Source organism: Janibacter terrae NBRC 107853 (assembly GCF_001591405.1).
Classification (GTDB): domain Bacteria; phylum Actinomycetota; class Actinomycetes; order Actinomycetales; family Dermatophilaceae; genus Janibacter; species Janibacter terrae.
On record NZ_BCUV01000007.1, the window covers coordinates 757700 to 777201 of the forward strand.

Genomic DNA, 19502 nt, shown 5'->3' on the forward strand with positions numbered 1-19502 from the left:
CACCACCCCGAGGAGGACCTCGTGAGCGACACCCCCACCCACCCGGCCGCGCCCCACGAGCAGGTCACCTACCTGAGCACCCAGGCGGTCCCGACCGTCGTCCGGCTGGCCGAGGACGTCCTGCCCGGTGACCTGGCAGGGATCTTCGACGAGAGCTTCGGCGCGCTCGTGCCCGCCCTGCAGGAGAAGGGGATCCAGGTCGCCGGACCCGCCTTCTCCATGCACCGCCGCATGCCGGGGGCGACGATGACCTTCGAGCTGGGCTTCCCGCTCGCCGCGCCCCTCGACGGCGAGCTCGAGGCGGGCGGCATCGCCTTCCATCCCTCGGTCCTGCCCGCGACCCAGGTGGCGACGATGTCCTACCTCGGCGGCTACGACGGGCTGGGACAGGCGTGGTCCCGCCTCATGCAGCAGGCCGCGGCCGACGGCCGGCAGCCGGCGCTGCCCTTCTGGGAGGTCTACGTCACCGAGCCGCGGCCCGACATGGACCCGAGCACGCTGCGGACCGACCTGTTCCTGCCGTACGAGGGCTGATCAGCCGCGCAGCACCTCGCGCAGCGGCGTGGCCGGGTGCCCGGTCAACGCCTCGACGTCACCGGTCACCTCGGCGTGCTCGCCCGCGGCGATCGCGGTGTACGTCGAGATCCACCCGGCGACCTCCCAGTCGGGGGCGCCGTAGGCCGCCCGGGAGGCGCGGGCCTCGGCGAGGGTCTCGTCGACGTACCTGATGTCACGCCCCTCGACCTCGCCGAGGATCGTCGCGATCTCCGTGAAGGACAGGGCTGCCGGCCCCGTGAGCGTGTACGTGGCACCGGCGTGCGCAGCCGGGTCGGCGAGGACCGCTGCGGCGGCATCGGCGATGTCGTCCTGCGCGACGACGGCCACCCGACCGTCACCGCCGGGACCGCGGATGGCACCGTCCTCGCCGACGAGGCCGGGCATGAAGTCGGCGTAGAAGCCGTCCCGCAGGAAGGTCCACGTCATGCCGGACGCCCGGATCGCGTCCTCGGTCACCGCGTGGTCGCGGGCGAAGGTGAAGGTCGACCCCGGGCTCGCCCCCTGGAAGGACAGGTAGACGAGGTGCCGCACCCCGGCGGCAGCCGCAGCGTCGACGAAGGTGCGGTGCTGCTCGGCCCGGTCCGCCGCCTCCGAGGCGGAGACCATGAAGGCGGTCTCGACGCCCTCGAGCGCCGCGCGCACCGCCGGACCATCGGCGAAGGGGGCCACCACGGCACTCGACCTCGGCAGGTCGGGTGCCCGGTCGGGGTCGCGGACGAGGAGGCGCAGGGGGACCCCCTTCGTCGCGAGGCGCCGCGCCACCCGACCACCGATGCGACCGGTCGCGCCGGTGAGGGCGACGGGGGTCATCGCCGGTCGGAGAGCACGTACGAGGCGGCGGCGGACAGGGCGGCGACGCCGAGGACGGCCGGCCAGGCGCCGACCTTCTTGGCGAGCGGGTGCGAGGCGCCGAAGCCGCCGAGGTAGATCGCCGACAGCGCCGCGGTGGTCGCGGGGTCGGTCTTGGCCAGCCAGCTCCGGCCGGCGAGCAGGCCGGCCCCGCCGAGGACGAGGCCGCCGAGCGGGCGGATGCCGCTCTCGCGCGCGGTGAGGTAACCGCCGACCAGCCCGAGGGCGGTCACGGGGGCGGTCTGGACGAGGTGAGCGTCACGAAGTGCCATGCGGACAAGGCTACGACCGGGGCGAAGGGGGATGGGATGCTGCCGTGAGCACTGCACCCGACCCTGGAGCCACCATGAGCAACGAGAAGATCGTCGTCGTCGACGGCGCCCGCACCCCCACCGGCAGCTTCGGTGGCATGTTCAAGGACGTCCCGGGCCACGAGCTCGGCGCGACCGCGAGCCGCGAGGCGCTGCGCCGCGCCGGCGTTGCGGGCGAGGACATCTCCGAGGTCGTCATGGGCTGCATCGGCCAGGTCGGCCCCGACGCCTACAACGCGCGGCGTGTCGCCGTGACCGCCGGCCTGCCCGCGAATGTCCCGGCCTACACGGTCAACCGGCTCTGCGGCTCCGGCCTGCAGGCCATCTGGTCCGCGGCCATGGAGATGCGCTGGAACGACCTCGACTTCACCCTCGCCGGCGGTGACGAGTCGATGACCCGGATGCCGTTCTACGACTTCGGCGCCCGCAACGGGTACCGGCTCGGCAACCGCCAGCTGCAGGACGGCACCGTCCTCATGCTCACCGACCCCTTCCACGACATCCACATGGGCGTCACCGCGGAGAACGTCGCGAAGAAGTACGGCGTCTCCCGCGAGGAGCAGGACGAGTTCGCGCTGGAGTCGCAGCGCCGCGCGGCGACCCCGGAGGCGCGGGCCGCCTTCGCCGAGGAGATCACCCCGGTCGAGGTCGGTGGCCGCAAGCCCTTCACCGCCGACACGGACGAGCACCCCAAGCCGGACACCACCCTCGAGACCCTCGCCCGGCTCCGCCCGGCCTTCACCAAGGACGGCACCGTCACGGCCGGCAACGCCTCGGGGATCAACGACGGCGCCGGTGTCGTCGTCCTCGGCCGCGAGTCGGCCGTGCAGGAGCGCGGGCTGAGCGGGCTCGTCAGCCTGGAGGCCGTGACGACCGCCGCGATGGAGCCGGAGCTCATGGGCTACGCGCCGACGCTCGCGCTCAAGGCCCTCTTCGACAAGACCGGGCTGCAGCCGTCCGACATCGGGGTCATCGAGCTCAACGAGGCCTTCGCCTCGCAGGCCGTCGCCGTCATCCGCGACGCCGGCCTCGACCCCGCGCAGGTCAACCCCTACGGCGGGGCCATCGCGCTCGGCCACCCCGTCGGCGCGACCGGCGGCATCCTCACGGTCCGCGCCGCCAAGCACATGGTCCGCGCGGACCTCGAGTACGGCATCGTCACGATGTGCATCGGTGGCGGCCAGGCCCTCGCGGCGCTCTTCCGGCGGATCTGATGGCAGCCGTCGAGTACTCCGTCGCCGACGGGGTCGCACGCATCCAGCTCAACCGGCCCGACGCGTCCAACACCGTCGACATGGCGCTGGCCACCGGCCTACGCGGAGCGGTGGCCGCGGCCGCGGAGGACGACGCCGTGCGCGCGGTCCTGCTCACCGGGGCCGGGAAGCGCTTCTGCAGCGGCGGCGACATCCGCAGCTTCGTCGACGAGGAGGACCCTGCCTACCTGCAGCGGCTCGCCGAGGAGGCCGGCGCCGCGGTCATCGCGCTCGAGGACCTCGCCAAGCCGGTCGTGACGGCCGTGCAGGGCGCCGTCGCCGGCGGGGGCCTCGGGATCATGCTGGGTGGGGACGTGGTCGTCGCCCAGGAGGGCACGAAGTTCGTCTTCGCCTACCCGGCGATCGGCCTGACGCCGGACTGCGGTGCCTCGTACCTGCTGCCGCGCGCGATCGGCCAGCAGCGGGCGCTCGCCTTCGCCCTCTCGGGTCGGCCGATGTCGGCCCAGGACGCGCTGGCCCAGGGTCTGGTGGCCGAGGTCGTCGAGGACGCGCAGGCCCGCGCGCTCGAGCTGGCGACGAGCCTCGCGAAGGGGGCGGCCGGCGCCTTCGGTGACAGCCGCCGTCTGCTGCGCGCCTCGTGGACCCGGGACCGGGCCGCGTCCGCCGTCGACGAGGCCGCGACCCTGAGCAGCCGTGGGCAGGGCGAGGAGGCCCGGGCGCTCTTCGCGCAGTTCCTCGGTCGCTGACCCGCTCCCGCTCGCCCGTTCGTCTGCATTCCCCTAGGGCCATGCAGACGAACGGTCGCGAGAGGCTGCATTGCCCTAGGGCAATGCAGAGGGCTGGGGCCGGCGAAGGGAGATGTCCGCGCAGGCCTCGCAGGTGTCCTCGGGGACGACGCCCCAGCGCATGAGGTGGCCGAAGGCGAAGCAGCCGGCGCAGAAGCCGAGCGCCGCCTCCAGGATGGCGAAGAGGGTGAGGACGCCGAGGACGATGCCGGCAGCCATCGTCTGACCGAACCCGAGAGCGAGCACGGCCGCCGTCGTCGAGAAGGCGGCACCAATGCCCTGGGCGAAGCGCTTGGGCGGGCCGGGCGAGAACCTGGGCGCACCCAGACGGGGCCCGACGACCTTCATCGCGAGCCAGCCGAGGGGGCTGAGGCGCGGACCCGCCAGCACCCGGCCGAGGAACCCGAGCGCGAGCGGCACGGTGAGCCACCACCAGCCGGTCACGAGCGTCAGCACGCTCAGCAGCACGACGCCGGTCGCGACCGTGCGCGCCGCCTTCTCGTTGACCGGGTCGGGGAAGTCGAAGAAGCCCATGCCGTCAAGCATAAGAGCATGTTTGGCCAGACATAACATCCTGTGATGCACGAGACGGCCCCGGTCCCCCAGTCGTAGGGTCGGATCATGGACGGCACCCGGGCGACGCAGGCCCTGAGCGACAGCGGCATCGAGCACACGATCACGCGGCACGGCAAGGTGCGCTCCCTCGAGGAGGCAGCCGCCGCCCGCGGGGTCGAGCCGCGCGACATCATCAAGACCCTCGTGGTGCGAAGGGGGGAGGGCGACCACCTCTTCGTCCTCGTCCCCGGCGACCGCCAGATCTCCTGGCCGAAGCTGCGCACCCTCCTCTCCGTCAACAGGATCTCGTTGCCGGACAAGGAGGTCGCGCAGGAGGTGACCGGCTACGAGAGGGGCACGATCACCCCCTTCGGCTCCCTGACCGCGCTGCCGGTGATCGCCGACACGACCGTCGCCGGTCGCACCGTCTCGATCGGCGCCGGCGAGCACGGCCTCGCCGCCACCCTCGACGCGGACGCGATGATCGCCCACCTCGGCGCGCAGGTCGCCGACGTCACCGAGCCGGCCTGACCCTTCGAGACGCTTGCTGCGCAAGCTCCTCAGGGAGCGGGACGGCGCTGCGCAAGCTCCTCAGGGAGCGGGGCTCAGCGGGGGCGTCCTCAGGGAGCGGGGGTCAGCGGGGGGCCATGCGCAGCGAGCCGTCCATGCGGATGACCTCGCCGTTGAGGTAGTCGTGGTCGATGATCGCGAGCGCGAGCTGGGCGTACTCGTCGGGGCGGGCGAGGCGCTGCGGGAAGGGGACGCCGGCGGCGAGGCCCGCGCGGAACTCCTCGGAGACCGTCGCGAGCATCGGGGTCTCGACGATGCCGGGCGCGATCGTCATCACGCGGATGCCGTGCTGGGCGAGGTCGCGCGCGGCGGGCAGGGTGAGGCCGACGATGCCGCCCTTGCTCGAGGCGTACGCGGCCTGACCGACCTGGCCGTCGTAGGCGGCGATCGAGGCGGTGTTGATGACGATGCCGCGGGCGCCGTCCTCGAGGGGCTCGGTGGCCGCGATCCTCTCCGCGGCGAGCGTCATGACGTTGAAGGAGCCGATGAGGTTGACCTGGACGACCTTGGCGTAGAAGGCGAGGTCGTGCGGGCCCTTCTTGCCGAGGATGCGCATCGAGGGGCCGATGCCGGCACAGCTGACGACGGTGCGCAGCGGCACGCCCGCACCGGCGGCGGTGTCGACGGCGGTCTGGACCTGCTCCGGGTCGGTGACGTCGACCGCGACGTACTCGACGCCCTCGACCTGCGGCGCGGTCTCGACGGCGGTCGGCAGGTCGAAGGCGTAGACCTTCGCCCCGGCCGCGGCGAGCGCGGAAGCGGTGGCGGCGCCGAGGCCGGAGGCCCCGCCGGTGACGATGGCTGCGGTGTCCGTGATCTGCATGCTTCTCCTTCGACGAGGCCGGGATGGCTCGGGCCGAGCCTAACCAGCGGACGCCCCCGCGGGTGCCCCTCCCGGGCGGATAGCGTGCAGCCATGGAGCAGCCCGAGTCGGAGTCGCACACCCCCTCCCCCGGAGCCTTCCCCGCGCCCGCGCGCAACCCCCGGGAGGTCCTGCTCTTCGGCCTGACGCCCCCGCGCGCCGAGACCGCCCCCGAGCGCGTCGCCGAGATCGCGGCCCGGACGCTCGAGCGCGTCGAGGCGCTGCCCGTCGACGCGCTCGTGCTCTACGACATCACCGACGAGGCCGACCGCAACGACGCGCCGCGGCCCTTCCCCTTCGCCGCGATGCTCGACCCGGGCGAGTACCTGTGCCGGCAGCTGCACCGCTGGGACCGTCCGGCGATCGTCTACCGCGCGGTCGGCAAGTACGCCCAGGACGAGCTGCGCACCTGGCTGGAGTCCGCGCCAGACAACGTGCTGACGGTCTTCGTCGGGTCCTCGACCCGCGACGCCGAGATGCGCACCAGCCTCGCGGAGGCGGTGGAGCTGCACCGCACGGTGCGCCCCCTCCTGCCGCTCGGTGGCGTGACGATCCCCGAGCGCCACGCCGGGCGCGGCGACGAGCACGAGCGGATCCTGCGCAAGCAGCACGCCGGGTCGAGCTTCTTCATCAGCCAGATCGTCTACGACATCGGTGCCGCCAAGAACCTCGCGTCCGACTACCGCTACGCGGTCGTGGAGGACCGGCTCGACCCGGCGCCGCTGATCTTCACGCTCTCGCTGTGCGGGTCGCCCAAGACGCTGCAGTTCCTCGAGTGGCTCGGGGTCGACGTGCCGAGCTGGGTGCGCAACGAGATCCTCCACGCCGACGACCCGCTCGCCTGGTCCAAGCTCCACGCGCTCAACGCCGCACGCGAGCTGTCCAGCTTCTGCCGCTACCTCGGCATCCCCTTCGGCTTCAACATCGAGTCCGTCTCCAGCCGCAAGGTCGAGATCGAGGCGGCCGTGGAGCTGACGCACCAGATCGCGGAGCTGCTCGAGCGGGACTGAGCCGGACCACGGCCCCCGGCTAGCCTCGAGGGCATGCGCGCCACCCGCCTCACCGATGCCGTCGCCCACCACGCCGAAGGCCCCTGCTGGTGGCCCGGGTGGGGCGGCCTGCGCTGGGTCGACATGCTCGCCGGCGACGTCCTCGCCCTCGACGACAGCGGCGCGATCTCCCGCACCCACGTCGGCGACGTCGCCGCGATGATCCGGCCCCGCGTGGGCGGGGGTGCGGTCATCGCGGTCGAGCGGGGGCTGGCGCTCGCCGACGAGGACTGGCGGGTGGATCCCCTTCGCCCGCTGTGGACCACGGACGCGGTCCGGATGAACGAGGGCGGGGTCGCGCCCGACGGCACCCTCTACGTCGGGTCGATGGCCTACGACCAGGCGAAGGGGGCCGCGCGCCTCTACCGCGTCGGCGCCGACCTGTCCGTCGAGACCGCGCTGCCCGCGGTGACGGTCTCCAACGGCATCGACTGGTCACCGGGCGGGACGCTCGCCTACTACGACGACACGGCGACCGGACGGATCACGGTCTTCGACTGGACGCCGGAGGGCGGGCTGGTCGACGGGCGGACCTTCGCGGACGTCGACGGCAACCCCGACGGCCTGACCGTCGATGCCGAAGGGGGTGTCTGGACCGCCCTCTTCGGGGACGGCCGGGTGGAGCGCCGCTCCCCGGACGGGACGCTCGACGCGGTGGTCGAGGTCGGCGCGCGGCAGGTGACTGCGTGCACCTTCGGCGGCGCGGACCTCGACGAGCTGTACATCACGACCTCGCGGGAGGGCCTCGACGCGGGCGAGGACCCCGCCGCCGGGTCGGTCTTCGTCGCGTCCCCGGGGGTGCGCGGGAAGGGGGTCACCCCCTTCCCGCGGTCCTAGTCTGGATCGATGAGGACTCTGGGTGTCATCCGTGACGGCGGTGCCGAGCTGGGCGGCCACGCGCTGTCGGTGCTGATCAACAGGATCTACGGCCGTGGCGGAGCCAGGCCCCTGCATCCCGACGGGGAGGTCTTCCGGGGGACGTGGTCCGTGACCGAGGACGCGGAGGTACCCGTCGGTGTCGCCGTGTGCGACCAGCAGGGCACGTGGACCTGCGTGGTGCGACGCAGTCGCGCCATCGGGCTGCCCGCCGGGACGCCTGACATCGAGGGCATGGCGGTACACCTCGACGGGCCGTCCGGAGGAGACCTCCTGCTCGCCGGCACCGGCAGCGGGCGCGTCAGCCGCCACCTGCTGCTGCCGCGCGTGTCCGCCGGCACGTGCTCGACCCTCGTGCCGATGGCCACGGGCACCGGACCCCTGCTGCTGCGCCTGACGCCACGAGGCACGGCCGCCACGGCCTGGGAGCTGTCGTGGTCGAGACCGGGAGGACGGTGGCACACCTTCGGCAGCCTGACCATCGATGGCGACACCGCACCCGCGGACCCCTTCGACCCTGTGGACGAGCTGCCCCGAGGGCTGAGCCAGTACCGGACCATGGCCCTGCTGCGCCGGCCCTCGTACGTCCAGGCCGCCCGGCAGAGATCCACCCGTTGACCATGGAATGGAACCGCGGGGCCCCCTGTTGGTATAGTTGAATCATCAACAACCCAGGAGGCAGCGGTCATGCAGTTCGGCATCTTCACCGTCGGTGACGTCACGATGGACCCCACGACCGGCCGCACGCCGAGCGAGGGCGAGCGCATCGACGCGATCACGCAGATCGCGCTCAAGGCCGAGGAGGTCGGGCTCGACGTCTTCGCGACGGGCGAGCACCACAACCCTCCCTTCGTCCCGTCGGCACCGACGACCCACCTCGCCTGGATCGCGGCGAAGACCGAGCGGCTCAAGCTCTCCACGTCCACGACCCTCATCACGACGACCGACCCCGTGCGCATCGCCGAGGACTACGCCTTCCTCCAGCACCTGTCCGGCGGCCGTCTGGACCTGATGATGGGCCGCGGCAACACCGGCCCCGTCTACCCGTGGTTCGGCAAGGACATCCGCCAGGGCATCCCGCTGGCGGTCGAGAACTACCACCTGCTGCGCCGCCTGTGGCGCGAGGAGTCGGTGAGCTGGAAGGGCCAGTTCCGCACGCCCCTGCAGGGCTTCACCTCGACCCCCCGACCGCTGGACGGCGTCGCCCCCTTCGTCTGGCACGGGTCGATCCGCTCCACCGAGATCGCCGAGCAGGCCGCCTTCTACGGCGACGGGTTCTTCCACAACAACATCTTCTGGAACCTCGAGCACACCGCCCAGATGGTCGAGCTGTACCGCCGCCGCTTCGAGCACTACGGCCACGGTGACGCCAGCCAGGCGATCGTCGGGCTCGGCGGGCAGGCCTTCATGGCCGGCACCGAGGCGGAGGCCAAGCGGGTCTTCCGTCCGTACTTCGACAACGCGCCGGTCTACGGGCACGGTCCCTCGATGGAGGACTTCACCCGGCAGACGCCGCTCACCGTCGGCACGCCCGAGATGGTCATCGAGCGCACGCTGTCCTTCGCCGACCACGTCGGGGACTACCAGCGCCAGCTCTTCCTCATGGACCACGCCGGGTTGCCGCTCGAGATGGCCCTGGAGCAGGTCGAGCTGCTCGGCCGCGAGGTCGTGCCGGTGCTGCGCCGGGAGTTCGAGGCGCGCCGCCCCGAGGGTGTCCCGAGCGAGCCGCCCACGCACGCGTCGCTCGTCGCCGAGGGCCCCGACAGCCCGCACCGCAAGGTCGTGACCAGCCCGGTCGCGATCGCCCAGCAGGAGCAGGAGATGGCAGCCCGGTGAGCCGCCGCGTCGTCGTCATCAGCGCCGGGCTCTCGCAGCCCTCGAGCACCCGACTGCTCGCCGACCAGCTCGCGGACGCCACGCGCTCCGCGGTCGGTGGGCGGGGCGAGTCCCTCGACGTCGAGTTCGTCGAGCTGCGCGAGCTGGCCGTCGAGATGGCCGAGTCGATGGTCTCCGGAGGACGCCCCACTCCGGCCCTGGGCGCCGCCCAGCGCCAGGTCGCGGCGGCCGACGGCATCATCGCCGTCACGCCCGTCTTCACGGCCAGCTACTCCGGTCTGTTCAAGACCTTCGTCGACCTGCTCGACAAGGACGCGCTCACCGGCACGCCCGTGCTCGTCGCGGCGACCGCCGGCACGCCCCGGCACTCGTTGGTGCTCGAGCACGCCCTGCGCCCGCTCTTCGCCTACCTGCGGGCCGTCGTCGTGCCGACCGCGGTGTTCGCGGCGACCGAGGACTTCGGTGGCGAGGTCGACCTCGACCGCCGCGTGCAGCGCGCCGCCGAGGAGCTCGCCGCCCTCGTGGTGGCCGAGCGCACCGGGGTCGCCGGCTTCGCCCAGGGCGCCGACGAGCCGGGGCCCCTCGGGCCGGTGACGGACTTCAGCCAGTTGTTGCGGGGGCACGACGGGGGCTGAGGGGGCTCGTCCCAGGATTATCGGGTCACCCGATATTCATCGGGTTCGCATGAGTTTAAAACTCTTGCGAACCCGAGGTTTATCGGGTGACCCGATATTCATGAGGCGGGTGTACCCAGCCGGCCTCAGCCCCGCAGGCGCCGCCTCACCGAGCCGGGCAGGCCGGCCACGGCGGCGACGCCCAGGGCGGTCTTGGGCTCGTAGGCCACGCGCCACAGGCCGCCGTGGGCCGCGGCATCGCTGAAGAGCTCCTCCGGGTGCGCCCGCTGCGGCACCCCGCGGACGAGGTCGCGCACGAGCAGCGCCGCCATGAGCGGGCGCACCGTCTCCGGCCGGAAGACCTCGACGCCGAAGTGGTGCGCACCGCCGTACGCGGCCCCGAGCACCGGGTTCTTCGTCACCGAGCGCGTCCACGTGGCGGGGGCGACGTTGAAGGAGACGGTCTGCCCGCTCCCTTCGGCCGCGACGCCGCGCCAGCGCTGCAGCCGCTTGGCGAGCGAGTAGTTGGGGCCCTGCTGGGGCACGATGACGTCGGCGATACCGCAGTGCCCCTCCGGCGCATCGCGATAGGCCGGCTCGAAGAGCCGCCCGCGCCCGACCGCGCGCGCCGGCGCCTGGACACCTCTGAGCCCGAGCCCCCGCGCGTCCCAGCGCCGCCGGGCATCGGCGACCACGTCCGGCGGCACGACGAAGGCGTCGGTCGGGGTCGCCAGCCACGCGAGCGCGGTGCCGGGGTCGGCAGCGGTCAGCTCGTCCATCAGCAGGTCGACCGCCGCCGTGAGGCGCACGTGCACCCCGGAGTCCGCGTACGCGTGCATCCCGACGGCCAGGGGCAGGTCGCCCTGCTGCCGCCGGACCCACTCGAGGACCTGCGGCAGCTGGTGGACGACGTCGCCGCCCTCCTCACCGGCCGGGTCGACGGGGAAGGTCAGCGTGCCCGCGCCGCGGGAGGCCAGGCCCTTCTTGTACCGCCAGGCGCGGCTGCGCGGCAGGTCGATCGCGAGCACGTCGGGGCCCCAGGACAGCAGGGTCTCGAGCGGCCCCATCTCGGCGCCGGCCCCGATGAGCAGCGCGCGGTGGCCCGGCAGCGCGAGCCACTCCGGGTGGTCGACGACCTCCTCGACCGCCGCCGCGAAGGAGGGTTCGACGATCCCGCGGTCCACCCACGCGGCGAGCTGACCGCGCAGCTGATCGCCGGCGAGCTCACGCCCCTCGTAGGGCACCCGCAGCTCGGTGACCGGCCGCGCGGTGCCCCGCACGGACTCGGTCCCGAAGGTCGCCTCGCTCGCCCCGCCCGGCTCCGCCTCCTCGAGCGGCACCTCGGCACCGCCCGCGTCGACGAGCACCATCCGGCGGCGCATCGAGGCCAGCCCGTCGGCCGCGATGCGGGTCGCGGCGTCGGGCGAGGCGGCGCTGGCGAGCGTCACCGCGTGGACGAGGTCGGCGTAGTCCTTGCGCCAGTCGCGTGCGCCGTCGACGCGCTCGGCCAGGGCCGGGTCGACGGCACGGACGGAGTCCGCGAGGACCCCCTTCGTCGTCGGGGTCGTCGTCCGTCGGCCCTGGTCGTCGCTCGGGAAGTGCACGCCCGCGGAGGTCTCGTCGCTCATGCCCTCATCCTGTGGGACGAGTCACACGACATCAAATGCCGTCCGCCAGAGCCCGCACGACGGCGGCCGCGTCGGTCTCCGCGCTGAGCCGGTCGACACCGGTGCCCGCGTAGAGCGGCGCGTAGCCGGGGTCGCCGGCCGCCCGCCCCGCGGCGTGCTCGGCGCGGGCGTCCGCGGTCATCGCGTCCTCGCCCCCCGCCCACTGCCGGACGAAGGGGGTCGACACGGCCCTCCCGCCGAACTCGCGCGGCCACGCGAGGTCCTGGGCCACGTCGTGCACCCGGGAGTACGTCGTCGAGCTCGCCACGACGATCGCGGCGCGCGCGGCCGGGGTGTTGTCGGCCTCGACGCAGGTGAGGAAGGGGGTGCCGCACCAGACCCCGGCGGCTCCCGCGGCGAGGGCCCGGGCCACGTCGCCCCCGGTGGCGATGCCGCCGGCGGCGAGGACCGGGCGGTCGGTCTCGGCGAGCGCACGGGCGAGCATGTCGGCGGTGGCCACCTCGTCACGCCCGTGTCCGCCCCCTTCGCCCCCGCGGGCCACGAGGACGTCCGCGCCCGCGTCGATCGCCTCCGCCAGGTCGGCCGCGTTGCCGACCTGGCAGGCGGTGCGCAGCCCGGCCTCCCGCAGCCGGGCGACGGGCGCGGCGAGTGCGCCGAAGGACACCGACACGAGCGCCGGACGGCGCTCCCCCTCGAGCGCGAGGACGGCGTCGATCTGGTCGTCGACCTCGTCCACCCACGCCATGAGGCCGATGCCGAAGGGGGTCCCTCCCGCCCCCGCGATCGCCGCCTGCTCCGTGATCCACTCGGGCGAGGAGGCACCCCGAGCGCCGATCATGCCGAGGCCACCGGCGGTCGAGACCGCATGCGCCAGACGGCCGCCGGCGACGCCGGCCATCGGCGCGCAGACGATCGGGTGGGTGATGGCGAGGGTCCGGGTGAGCGAGGCCATGCCCTCATCATGCGCCTGCGAGCAGGCAGGTTCGTAGACTCCGGCCATGACCCGACGCGCCCTGCCCGCCCTCGCCGCCGCCGTCCTGCTCGCCCTCACCGGGTGCGGCTCCGGCTCCGGCGACGGCGGCACCGACGCGAAGACCACGGCGGTCAGCGGCGCGACCGAGTGCCCGCCCGAGGGCGGGGCCAAGGTGCGCGCCACCTCCTTCGAGGAGGCGCCGCCGATGTGCATCGACGAGGCGAAGACCTACACGGCGACGCTCGCCACCGACGCCGGTGACGTGACGATCGAGCTGGACGCCGAGGGGGCGCCGACGACGGTCAACAACTTCGTCGTCCTCGCGCGCTACGGGTACTACGACGGGCTGACCTTCCACCGCGTCATCAAGGACTTCATGGTCCAGGGCGGTGACCCGTCGGGCGACGGCAGCGGCGGCCCCGGCTACGAGTTCGAGGACGAGCTGCCGCAGGCCGGGGACTACGAGATCGGCTCGGTCGCGATGGCCAACGCCGGGCCGGACACCAACGGCTCGCAGTTCTTCATCATCACCGGCGACGCGGGCGTGGGACTGCCGCCGAGCTACAGCCTCTTCGGCAAGGTCACCGAGGGGATGGACGCCGTCGAGGCGATCGAGGCCGACGGGTCGAGCGGTGACGGCGCCCCGGCGAAGGTCCACCGCATCGAGAGCGTGACGGTCAGCGAGGAGTGAGCATGGACGACGTCCTCGTCGAGAGGGTGCTGCGTGCGGTGGAGCTCGTCCCCCGTGGGCGGGTCATCTCCTACGGGGACATCGCGGCGCTCGTCGGGACCGGGCCCCGGCAGGTCGGCTGGGTCCTGCGTGAGTACGGCAGCGGGGTCGCGTGGTGGCGTGTCGTCAACGCCTCTGGGGACGCGCCGCAGCACAAGCGGTCCGCCGTCTTCGAGCACTGGCGGCAGGAGGGCATCGGGGTCAAGCCCAACGGGCTGGGCTGCCGCATCACCGAGTACCGGGTCGACCTCGGCGAGCTCGGCCGTGCTCACGCCGCGGCCACCGACGACCTGGCCTGAGGCTGGTCCCAGGAGTCCCAGGTTTATCGGGTCACCCGATAAACCTCGCCTTCGCAAGGGTTTGAAACTCCTGCGAAGGCGACGAAAGTCTTGCTCAGAGGTCAGGCCCCGGGGCGGCCGACGTGCTTCATGCGCTCCAGGGTCACAGCGGCGAGGGCGCCGACGACGAGGACCGCGGCGGGCAGGAGCATCGAGTCCGACAGGGCCGCCGAGAGCGCGTCGGCGACGTGGGGTGGGAGCTCGACCGGGCCGGCCGACGAGGCCTCGGGCCCGCCGCCCCCGAACGAGGTGGCCGCCTGCGGGCCGAGGTGCGAGCTGATCCGCGCCGACATCAGCGCCGCGATGGCCGCTGAACCGACGACCGAGCCGACCTGACGGGTCGTGTTGTAGATGCCCGCACCGGCGCCGGCGAGCTCGACCGGCAGGTTGCGGTTGGCGGTCGTGGCGAGCGGGCCCCAGATGCACGCGCCGGTCACGCCGATGAAGGTGATCGTCACCAGGACCGCCCACATCGGCGCGTCGGGGGTCATCAGCCGCGAGAGCACGAAGAGGGTGACCGCGAAGCCCCCGAGGCCGAAGGTCGGGAGCAGGCGCGGGTGGATGCGGTCGACGAGCCGGCCGACGGGCCGGGCGAGCAGGATCGAGGCCACTGCCTGCGGCGCGATGCACAGCGCGGCGCCGGTCGGCGAGTACCCGCGCACGGTCTGCAACCAGATGAGCATCGGGAACATCATCGCCGTGACGGCCAGGCCCATCATCGTGATCGCCAGGTTGGACAGCGAGAAGTTGCGGTCCCGGAACAGTCCGAGGGGCACGAGCGGCTCGCGCGGACCCCGCGCCTGCCAGGCGATGAACCCGATCAGGACGAGCAGGCCGGCGCCGATGAGCATCGGGACGGTGACCGGTCCGGCGTACTGGCCCCAGTCGTGGCTCTCGCCCTCCTGCAGACCGAAGATCACGAAGAAGAGCCCGACGGCCGACAGCGCCACGCCGACCCAGTCCATCGCGTGGGCGTGCACCTCCAGCCGCGGGACGAGCCGCAGCGCGGCGACGAAGCCGACGATGCCGACCGGCACGTTGATGAAGAAGATCCACTCCCAGCCGAGCGCGTCGAGCAGGACCCCGCCGAGCAGCGGCCCGACGAGGAAGGCCACACCGGCGGTCGCGCCCCACAGCGCCATGGCCGACCCCCTTCGCTCCGGCGGGAAGGTGCGGGTGATGACCGCCATCGTCTGCGGGGTCATCATCGACGCGCCGAGTCCCTGGACGACCCGGGCCCCGACGAGCCAGCCGATCGTCGGGGACAGGCCGCAGGCGAGCGAGGCGAGGGTGAAGATCGCCAGCCCCACGAGGTAGAGCCTCTTGGGGCCGTACCGGTCGCCGAAGCGCCCGGTGATGAGCAGCGGCACCGCGTAGGCGAGCAGGTAGGCACTGGTCACCCAGAGCACGGGCTCGATGCCGGCGTCGAGGTCCTCCATGAGCGCAGGTGTCGCGATCGAGACGATCGAGACGTCGACGAGGATCATGAAGAACCCGACGACGAGGGCCCACAGCGCCGGCCACGGGTTGTCGGGCTGGTCATCCCGGGCGGTACCTACGGGCGCCCTCTCGACAGTCATACGGAGGACGCTACGCCTGCGGACGGACAGCCTGTCAGGCGAAGACGCCTTCCGGGAAGGCACCGTTCGCCAGCGCCTGTCGGACCCACGGGCGTCCCAGCTCCGCGAGCCGGGTGGCGCCGTCCTCCCCCAGTGCGTCCCACGGCCCCACGGCCATCCGGTCGGTGGCCTCCTCGACCCGCCGTCGCAGGGCCTGCCCTTGCTCGGTCAGACCGCCCTGCGTCGTCAGCACGCCACGCTCGACGAGGTCGGCTGCCGTCGCACCCCACTCGTCCTCGCTCCAGCCACGGGTGGTCTGGGCAGCGGTCACCGTGAATCCACGGCCTGTGGCGGTGTGGGTGATGAGGGCCTCGAGACCGGACAGGCCCTCGCCGAGGAGAGCCGCGACGTGCCCGTCCCCGCGGTGCTCGCGCACGATCGTCAGGGCGTGGAAGAGCACGAGGCGTGGCTCGCTCGGCCACGACAGCCCGGCGTGGGCGGCAGAGAGCGGGCGACCAGCCACCGAGCAGGCGACCGCAGCGGTGCGCGCCAGCTCCGCCGCCTCGGCGACCTCGTCCGGGTCCAGACCGCCGAGGAGCCGGCTCCACGCGCTCGCGACGCCCCGGTAGCGGGCTGCCGTGACCTCGTGCGGGGACGCCAGGGTCCACGCGTCGCTCAGGTGGCGCTCCACGAGCTCGGGGTTGAACACGAAGAAGGTCGCCGCCACCGTCCCCGGCGAGACGGCCCCCATCGGCGCCGAGCGCGAGGCGAAGTAGCACATGCGACCTGGGCGCAGCCCGAGCTCGGTGAGCTCCGCGCCGACCTCCGGGGCGAAGTACCCGAAGGCATGCAGTGTCTCGAGGGAGCGGGCGACGGAGCCAGCGGCACGGGGGTCCATGCCCCCTGTCTACCGTCAGCGGGCCTTGACCACTCGCTGAACACAGGTTTAGTCTGCTGAACATGGGTTCAGCCGAGGACCGCACGGGACGGGCGAGGGTGCGTGACGCCGCGCTCGAGCTCTTCGCCGCCCACGGCGAGGACCGGGTGACGATGCGCCAGGTGGCCGAGCTCGCCGAGGTCTCCCCCGCTCTCGTCGTCCACCACTTCGGCTCCAAGGCCGGCCTGCGCGAGGCGGTCGTCGACCACGTGCGCGCGTGGATGGACGAGCTCTTCGACCTGGGCGCCGACGCCGACATGGCGCGCGACATGCAGGCCGGGGAGTGGTCCTCGATCGGCGAGGTGCTCCAGCAGGCCCTGCCCGAGGGATCGCCGATCGTCCCCTACCTGCGGCGCCTGATGATGTCCGGCGACCCGCTCGGGACCGAGTTGCTCACCGTCTGGCACCGCCGCACCGTCGAGATCTTCACGGCCTGGGACGCCGCCGGCCGGCTCGTCGCCGGCCCCGACCCCGAGACCCGGGCCGCTCTGGTCATGACCTCGGACCTCGGCACCCTCTTCCTCGCCGACCACTGGCGTCAGGTCCTCGGCTACGACCCGCTCCACGGCGCGGGCCTCGCCCGCTGGGCCGACGAGGCGATGCGGTTCTATGCCGCGATCTTGCCTCCGCCCGATACAGCCGCAGAAAGCCACATCGCGACCCCGCCCCCTTCGTCGGAGGAGACCTCGTGAACGACGTCATCCGCACCCGCGACCTGCGCAAGGCCTACGGCCGCACCCACGCCCTCGACGGCCTCGACCTGACGGTCGCCGCAGGTGAGGTCCACGGCTTCCTCGGCCCCAACGGCGCCGGCAAGTCGACGACGATCCGCGTCCTCCTCGGTCTCACCCGGGTCGACTCCGGAGAGGCGCGCCTCCTCGGTGGCGACCCGTGGCACGACGCCGTCGAGCTGCACCGGAGGCTCGCGTACGTCCCCGCCGACGTCACGCTCTGGCCGGGACTGACCGGCGGCCAGTGCATCGACGTCCTCGGACGGGCGCACGGTGGGCTGGACGAAGGGAGACGACGTGACCTCGTCGAGCGCTTCGACCTCGACACGAGCAAGAAGACGCGCGACTACTCGACCGGCAACAAGCAGAAGGTCTCGCTGATCGCCGCCCTCGCCGCCGACGTCGAGCTGCTCCTCCTCGACGAGCCGACCTCCGGCCTCGACCCGCTCATGGAGCAGGTCTTCCAGGACGTCGTCCGCGAGCGCGTCGCCGACGGCACGACCGTGCTCCTGTCGAGCCACATCCTCGGCGAGGTCGAGGCGCTCGCCGACCGGGTGAGCATCATCCGCGGCGGCCGCACGGTGACGACCGGGACGCTCGCGGACCTGCGCCGCAGCACGAGCAGCGTCCTGCACGCCGTCACCGACCGACCGCTCGACCTCGCCGACGTCCCCGGGGTCACCGGCCTCGTCGCCGGGGACGTCGAGGGGCGGCACGACCTGCGCTGCCACGTCGACGCGACCGCCGTCGCCGAGCTGGTCGGGCGCGTCCACGCCGCCGGCGTGCACACGCTGACGATCACGCCGCCGAGCCTGGACGACCTGTTCCTCGAGCAGTACCGGGGTGGGGTCGCGGAGACCGTGCGATGAGCGTCCACGTCGGCGGCGTCGGGACGAGCCTGCGGGTGCAGTGGCGCACCGGTTGGCGGGCCTCGCTCGCCTGGGTCCTCGGCCTCACCGCCGTCGTCCTCACGACGACCACCTCGATCACCGGTCTCTACGACACCCCGGACAAGCTGCGCAGCTACTCCGCGTCGATCGCGACGCCCGCGCTGCGGATGCTCAACGGCGACGTCGCCGGCGTCGACACCCTCGGCGGCGTGCTCGTCAACGAGCTCGGCTTCGCGGTCGCCTTCGCCGTGCCGCTGATGGCGGTCGCGATGACCGTCCGCGGGACGCGAAGGGATGAGGAGGCCGGCCGTCTCGAGCTCCTCCTCGCCAGCCGCGTGGGCCGGCAGGCCCCGCTCGTCGCCTCCGTCGTCCTCGCCCTGGCGACCCTCGTCGCGCTCGGTGGGCTCGTCACCGCCGCCTTCCTCGTGGCCGGCGCGCAGACCACGGGGTCGTTCGTCTACGGCGCGGCGGTCGTCATGCTCGGCGCCGTCTTCGTCGGCGTGACCGCCGTGCTGGCGCAGGCCCTCGGCCACCAGCGCTCCGTGTGGGGCGCCGCTCTGGCGGTCGTCGTCGTCTCCTACCTCGTGCGGGGCATCGGTGCCGTCGACGGGACCTGGCTCGTCTGGCTCTCGCCGCACGGGTGGTACGACGAGGTGGCACCCTTCGGGGAGCCGCGGGTCACCCCCTTCGTCCTCGCCTCGGTCGTGACCGCGGCCCTCGTCGTGCTCTCCCTCCGCCTGTCCGCGGGGCGGGACGTCGGCGGCTCGCTCGTCGCCGCGCGCCCCGGCCCCCACCGGGCGAGCAGCGGGCTGCTCACCCCGCTTGGCCTGGCCCTGCGCGAGCACCGGACCGTCACCCTCGGGTGGGCCGTCGTCGCCGGCATCCTCATGGGCACGTACGGGTCGCTGTCGCAGACGGTCATCGACGCCTTCGAGGGCAACCCGGACCTCGAGGTCTTCCTCTCCGGGGGCGGCGCGCAGGGCATCATCGAGCCGATGGCGGCGATGTTCGTCCTCCTGCTCGCCATGGTCGTCGTCGGCTACGTCCTGCAGTCCCTCGGCTCCCTGCGCAAGGAGGAGGTCTCCGGGCGCCTCGAGCTGCAGCTGAGCGAGTCACGCAGCCGCACCGCCTGGCTGACCCCTCACCTGCTCGTCATCGCCATCGGCACCCTCGTCGTCGGGATCGTCGGGGCCCTGGCGCTCGCCGTATCGACCGCGGTCGTCCTCGACGACGCGTCCTGGGTCGCGCGGATCACCGGCGCCGCTGCGGCCCACCTCCCCGTCGCGCTGCTGCTCGCCGGGCTGAGCCTGACCCTCTTCGGCTGGCTGCCGCGCCTGCAGCCGGCCGCCTGGGCGGTCTTCGCCGTCGCGGCGGTCATCGGCTACATGGGACCGGGCCTCGACCTGCCGACGACGCTCGTGGAGTGGGCGCCCTTCGGCCTCGTCGGCAACGTCCCGGCCGAGGACCTCCATGTCACCGGCGCGCTCGTCGCCGGGGTGGGCGGGGTGTTGCTCGTCGCCCTCGGTCTCGTCGGGTTCAGCCGGCGGGATGTGCCGCACCGCTGATCCTGACGCGCGGGTGGCCCGCAGCCCGTGCGCGGTGCGCCTCCACCGCAGGCTCGCCGCCCGGCCGTAGGT

At 73.2% G+C, this 19502-nt stretch carries 22 protein-coding genes; 14 read left to right on the plus strand and 8 right to left on the minus strand.

Going from position 1 to position 19502, the window contains the following annotated elements; all coding sequences use genetic code 11:
- Positions 1-21: 21 nt before the first annotated feature.
- Complete coding sequence (locus JT1_RS13290; protein ID WP_068327334.1) at positions 22-534, plus strand: GyrI-like domain-containing protein; 513 nt, start codon at positions 22-24, stop codon at positions 532-534.
- Here JT1_RS13290 and JT1_RS13295 read toward each other — a convergent pair whose 3' ends face one another.
- Both JT1_RS13295 and JT1_RS13300 read right to left on the minus strand, forming a co-directional pair.
- On the minus strand, positions 535-1368 hold the full coding sequence (locus JT1_RS13295; protein WP_068327337.1) for an SDR family oxidoreductase: 834 nt from the start codon (positions 1366-1368) through the stop codon (positions 535-537). It lies immediately after the preceding gene.
- Positions 1365-1679, minus strand: a complete 315-nt coding sequence (locus tag JT1_RS13300) for a hypothetical protein (protein WP_068327340.1) — start codon at positions 1677-1679, stop codon at positions 1365-1367. The genes JT1_RS13295 and JT1_RS13300 overlap by 4 nt, the downstream gene beginning before the upstream one ends.
- A gap of 74 nt (positions 1680-1753) precedes the next feature.
- On the opposite strand from JT1_RS13300, the gene JT1_RS13305 reads away from it, so the two are divergent.
- Together JT1_RS13305 and JT1_RS13310 are read left to right on the plus strand one after the other, a co-directional pair.
- Positions 1754-2932 carry a thiolase family protein gene (locus tag JT1_RS13305; protein ID WP_068327343.1) on the plus strand — a complete coding sequence of 393 codons (1179 nt, stop codon included), beginning with the start codon at positions 1754-1756 and terminating at the stop codon, positions 2930-2932.
- Complete coding sequence (locus JT1_RS13310) at positions 2932-3678, plus strand: enoyl-CoA hydratase/isomerase family protein (RefSeq protein ID WP_068327346.1); 747 nt, start codon at positions 2932-2934, stop codon at positions 3676-3678. The genes JT1_RS13305 and JT1_RS13310 overlap by 1 nt, the downstream gene beginning before the upstream one ends.
- 75 nt (positions 3679-3753) lie before the next feature.
- Here JT1_RS13310 and JT1_RS13315 read toward each other — a convergent pair whose 3' ends face one another.
- The gene (locus JT1_RS13315) at positions 3754-4251 is read right to left on the minus strand and encodes a DUF4395 domain-containing protein (protein ID WP_068329263.1); all 498 of its coding nucleotides are present in this window, start codon (positions 4249-4251) and stop codon (positions 3754-3756) included.
- 87 nt (positions 4252-4338) lie between these two features.
- Between JT1_RS13315 and JT1_RS13320 the strand changes: the two genes are divergently transcribed.
- Positions 4339-4803 carry an aminoacyl-tRNA deacylase gene (locus tag JT1_RS13320; RefSeq protein ID WP_068327350.1) on the plus strand — a complete coding sequence of 155 codons (465 nt, stop codon included), beginning with the start codon at positions 4339-4341 and terminating at the stop codon, positions 4801-4803.
- 103 nt (positions 4804-4906) lie between these two features.
- Here the strand turns inward: JT1_RS13320 and JT1_RS13325 are convergent, their stop codons facing one another.
- A complete protein-coding gene (locus JT1_RS13325; RefSeq protein ID WP_068327353.1) occupies positions 4907-5665 on the minus strand; it encodes an SDR family NAD(P)-dependent oxidoreductase in 759 nt (252 codons plus the stop codon).
- 92 nt (positions 5666-5757) lie between these two features.
- Here JT1_RS13325 and JT1_RS13330 point away from each other — a divergent pair, with 92 nt between their 5' ends.
- The 5 genes from JT1_RS13330 (at position 5758) to JT1_RS13350 (ending at position 10100) form a co-directional block, all read left to right on the plus strand.
- The gene (locus JT1_RS13330) at positions 5758-6714 is read left to right on the plus strand and encodes a 5,10-methylenetetrahydrofolate reductase (protein ID WP_082807672.1); all 957 of its coding nucleotides are present in this window, start codon (positions 5758-5760) and stop codon (positions 6712-6714) included.
- 33 nt (positions 6715-6747) lie between these two features.
- Complete coding sequence (locus tag JT1_RS13335; RefSeq protein WP_068327355.1) at positions 6748-7590, plus strand: SMP-30/gluconolactonase/LRE family protein; 843 nt, start codon at positions 6748-6750, stop codon at positions 7588-7590.
- Positions 7591-7599: 9 nt separating this feature from the next.
- Positions 7600-8247, plus strand: a complete 648-nt coding sequence (locus tag JT1_RS13340) for a hypothetical protein (protein ID WP_068327358.1) — start codon at positions 7600-7602, stop codon at positions 8245-8247.
- Positions 8248-8316: 69 nt separating this feature from the next.
- Entirely contained in the window at positions 8317-9465 is a 1149-nt protein-coding gene (locus JT1_RS13345) for an LLM class flavin-dependent oxidoreductase (RefSeq protein ID WP_068327360.1), read from the plus strand.
- Complete coding sequence (locus JT1_RS13350) at positions 9462-10100, plus strand: FMN reductase (RefSeq protein ID WP_068327364.1); 639 nt, start codon at positions 9462-9464, stop codon at positions 10098-10100. Before JT1_RS13345 ends, JT1_RS13350 begins: the two co-directional genes overlap by 4 nt.
- A gap of 125 nt (positions 10101-10225) precedes the next feature.
- Here the strand turns inward: JT1_RS13350 and JT1_RS13355 are convergent, their stop codons facing one another.
- Complete coding sequence (locus tag JT1_RS13355; RefSeq protein WP_068327366.1) at positions 10226-11707, minus strand: hypothetical protein; 1482 nt, start codon at positions 11705-11707, stop codon at positions 10226-10228.
- A gap of 31 nt (positions 11708-11738) precedes the next feature.
- Positions 11739-12659: an NAD(P)H-dependent flavin oxidoreductase gene (locus tag JT1_RS13360; RefSeq protein WP_068327369.1), complete on the minus strand. Its 921-nt coding sequence runs from the start codon at positions 12657-12659 to the stop codon at positions 11739-11741.
- Positions 12660-12705: 46 nt separating this feature from the next.
- Between JT1_RS13360 and JT1_RS13365 the strand changes: the two genes are divergently transcribed.
- On the plus strand, positions 12706-13371 hold the full coding sequence (locus tag JT1_RS13365) for a peptidylprolyl isomerase (RefSeq protein ID WP_068327372.1): 666 nt from the start codon (positions 12706-12708) through the stop codon (positions 13369-13371).
- A gap of 2 nt (positions 13372-13373) precedes the next feature.
- Positions 13374-13709 carry an MGMT family protein gene (locus JT1_RS13370; protein ID WP_068327375.1) on the plus strand — a complete coding sequence of 112 codons (336 nt, stop codon included), beginning with the start codon at positions 13374-13376 and terminating at the stop codon, positions 13707-13709.
- Positions 13710-13810: 101 nt separating this feature from the next.
- Here JT1_RS13370 and JT1_RS13375 read toward each other — a convergent pair whose 3' ends face one another.
- Both JT1_RS13375 and JT1_RS13380 read right to left on the minus strand, forming a co-directional pair.
- Positions 13811-15328, minus strand: coding sequence for a DHA2 family efflux MFS transporter permease subunit (locus JT1_RS13375; RefSeq protein ID WP_068327380.1), 1518 nt, complete (start codon positions 15326-15328; stop codon positions 13811-13813).
- A 34-nt stretch (positions 15329-15362) separates the two neighbouring features.
- The gene (locus tag JT1_RS13380) at positions 15363-16205 is read right to left on the minus strand and encodes an SCO6745 family protein (RefSeq protein WP_068327383.1); all 843 of its coding nucleotides are present in this window, start codon (positions 16203-16205) and stop codon (positions 15363-15365) included.
- A gap of 62 nt (positions 16206-16267) precedes the next feature.
- Between JT1_RS13380 and JT1_RS19090 the strand changes: the two genes are divergently transcribed.
- From JT1_RS19090 to JT1_RS18460, 3 genes are read left to right on the plus strand one after another with little or no spacing between them, the layout of a single operon-like run.
- A complete protein-coding gene (locus tag JT1_RS19090; RefSeq protein WP_082807673.1) occupies positions 16268-16936 on the plus strand; it encodes a TetR/AcrR family transcriptional regulator in 669 nt (222 codons plus the stop codon).
- Positions 16933-17844, plus strand: a complete 912-nt coding sequence (locus JT1_RS13390) for an ABC transporter ATP-binding protein (protein WP_068327389.1) — start codon at positions 16933-16935, stop codon at positions 17842-17844. The genes JT1_RS19090 and JT1_RS13390 overlap by 4 nt, the downstream gene beginning before the upstream one ends.
- Entirely contained in the window at positions 17841-19430 is a 1590-nt protein-coding gene (locus tag JT1_RS18460) for an ABC transporter permease (protein WP_068327392.1), read from the plus strand. The genes JT1_RS13390 and JT1_RS18460 overlap by 4 nt, the downstream gene beginning before the upstream one ends.
- The last annotated feature ends 72 nt before the right edge of the window (positions 19431-19502 follow it).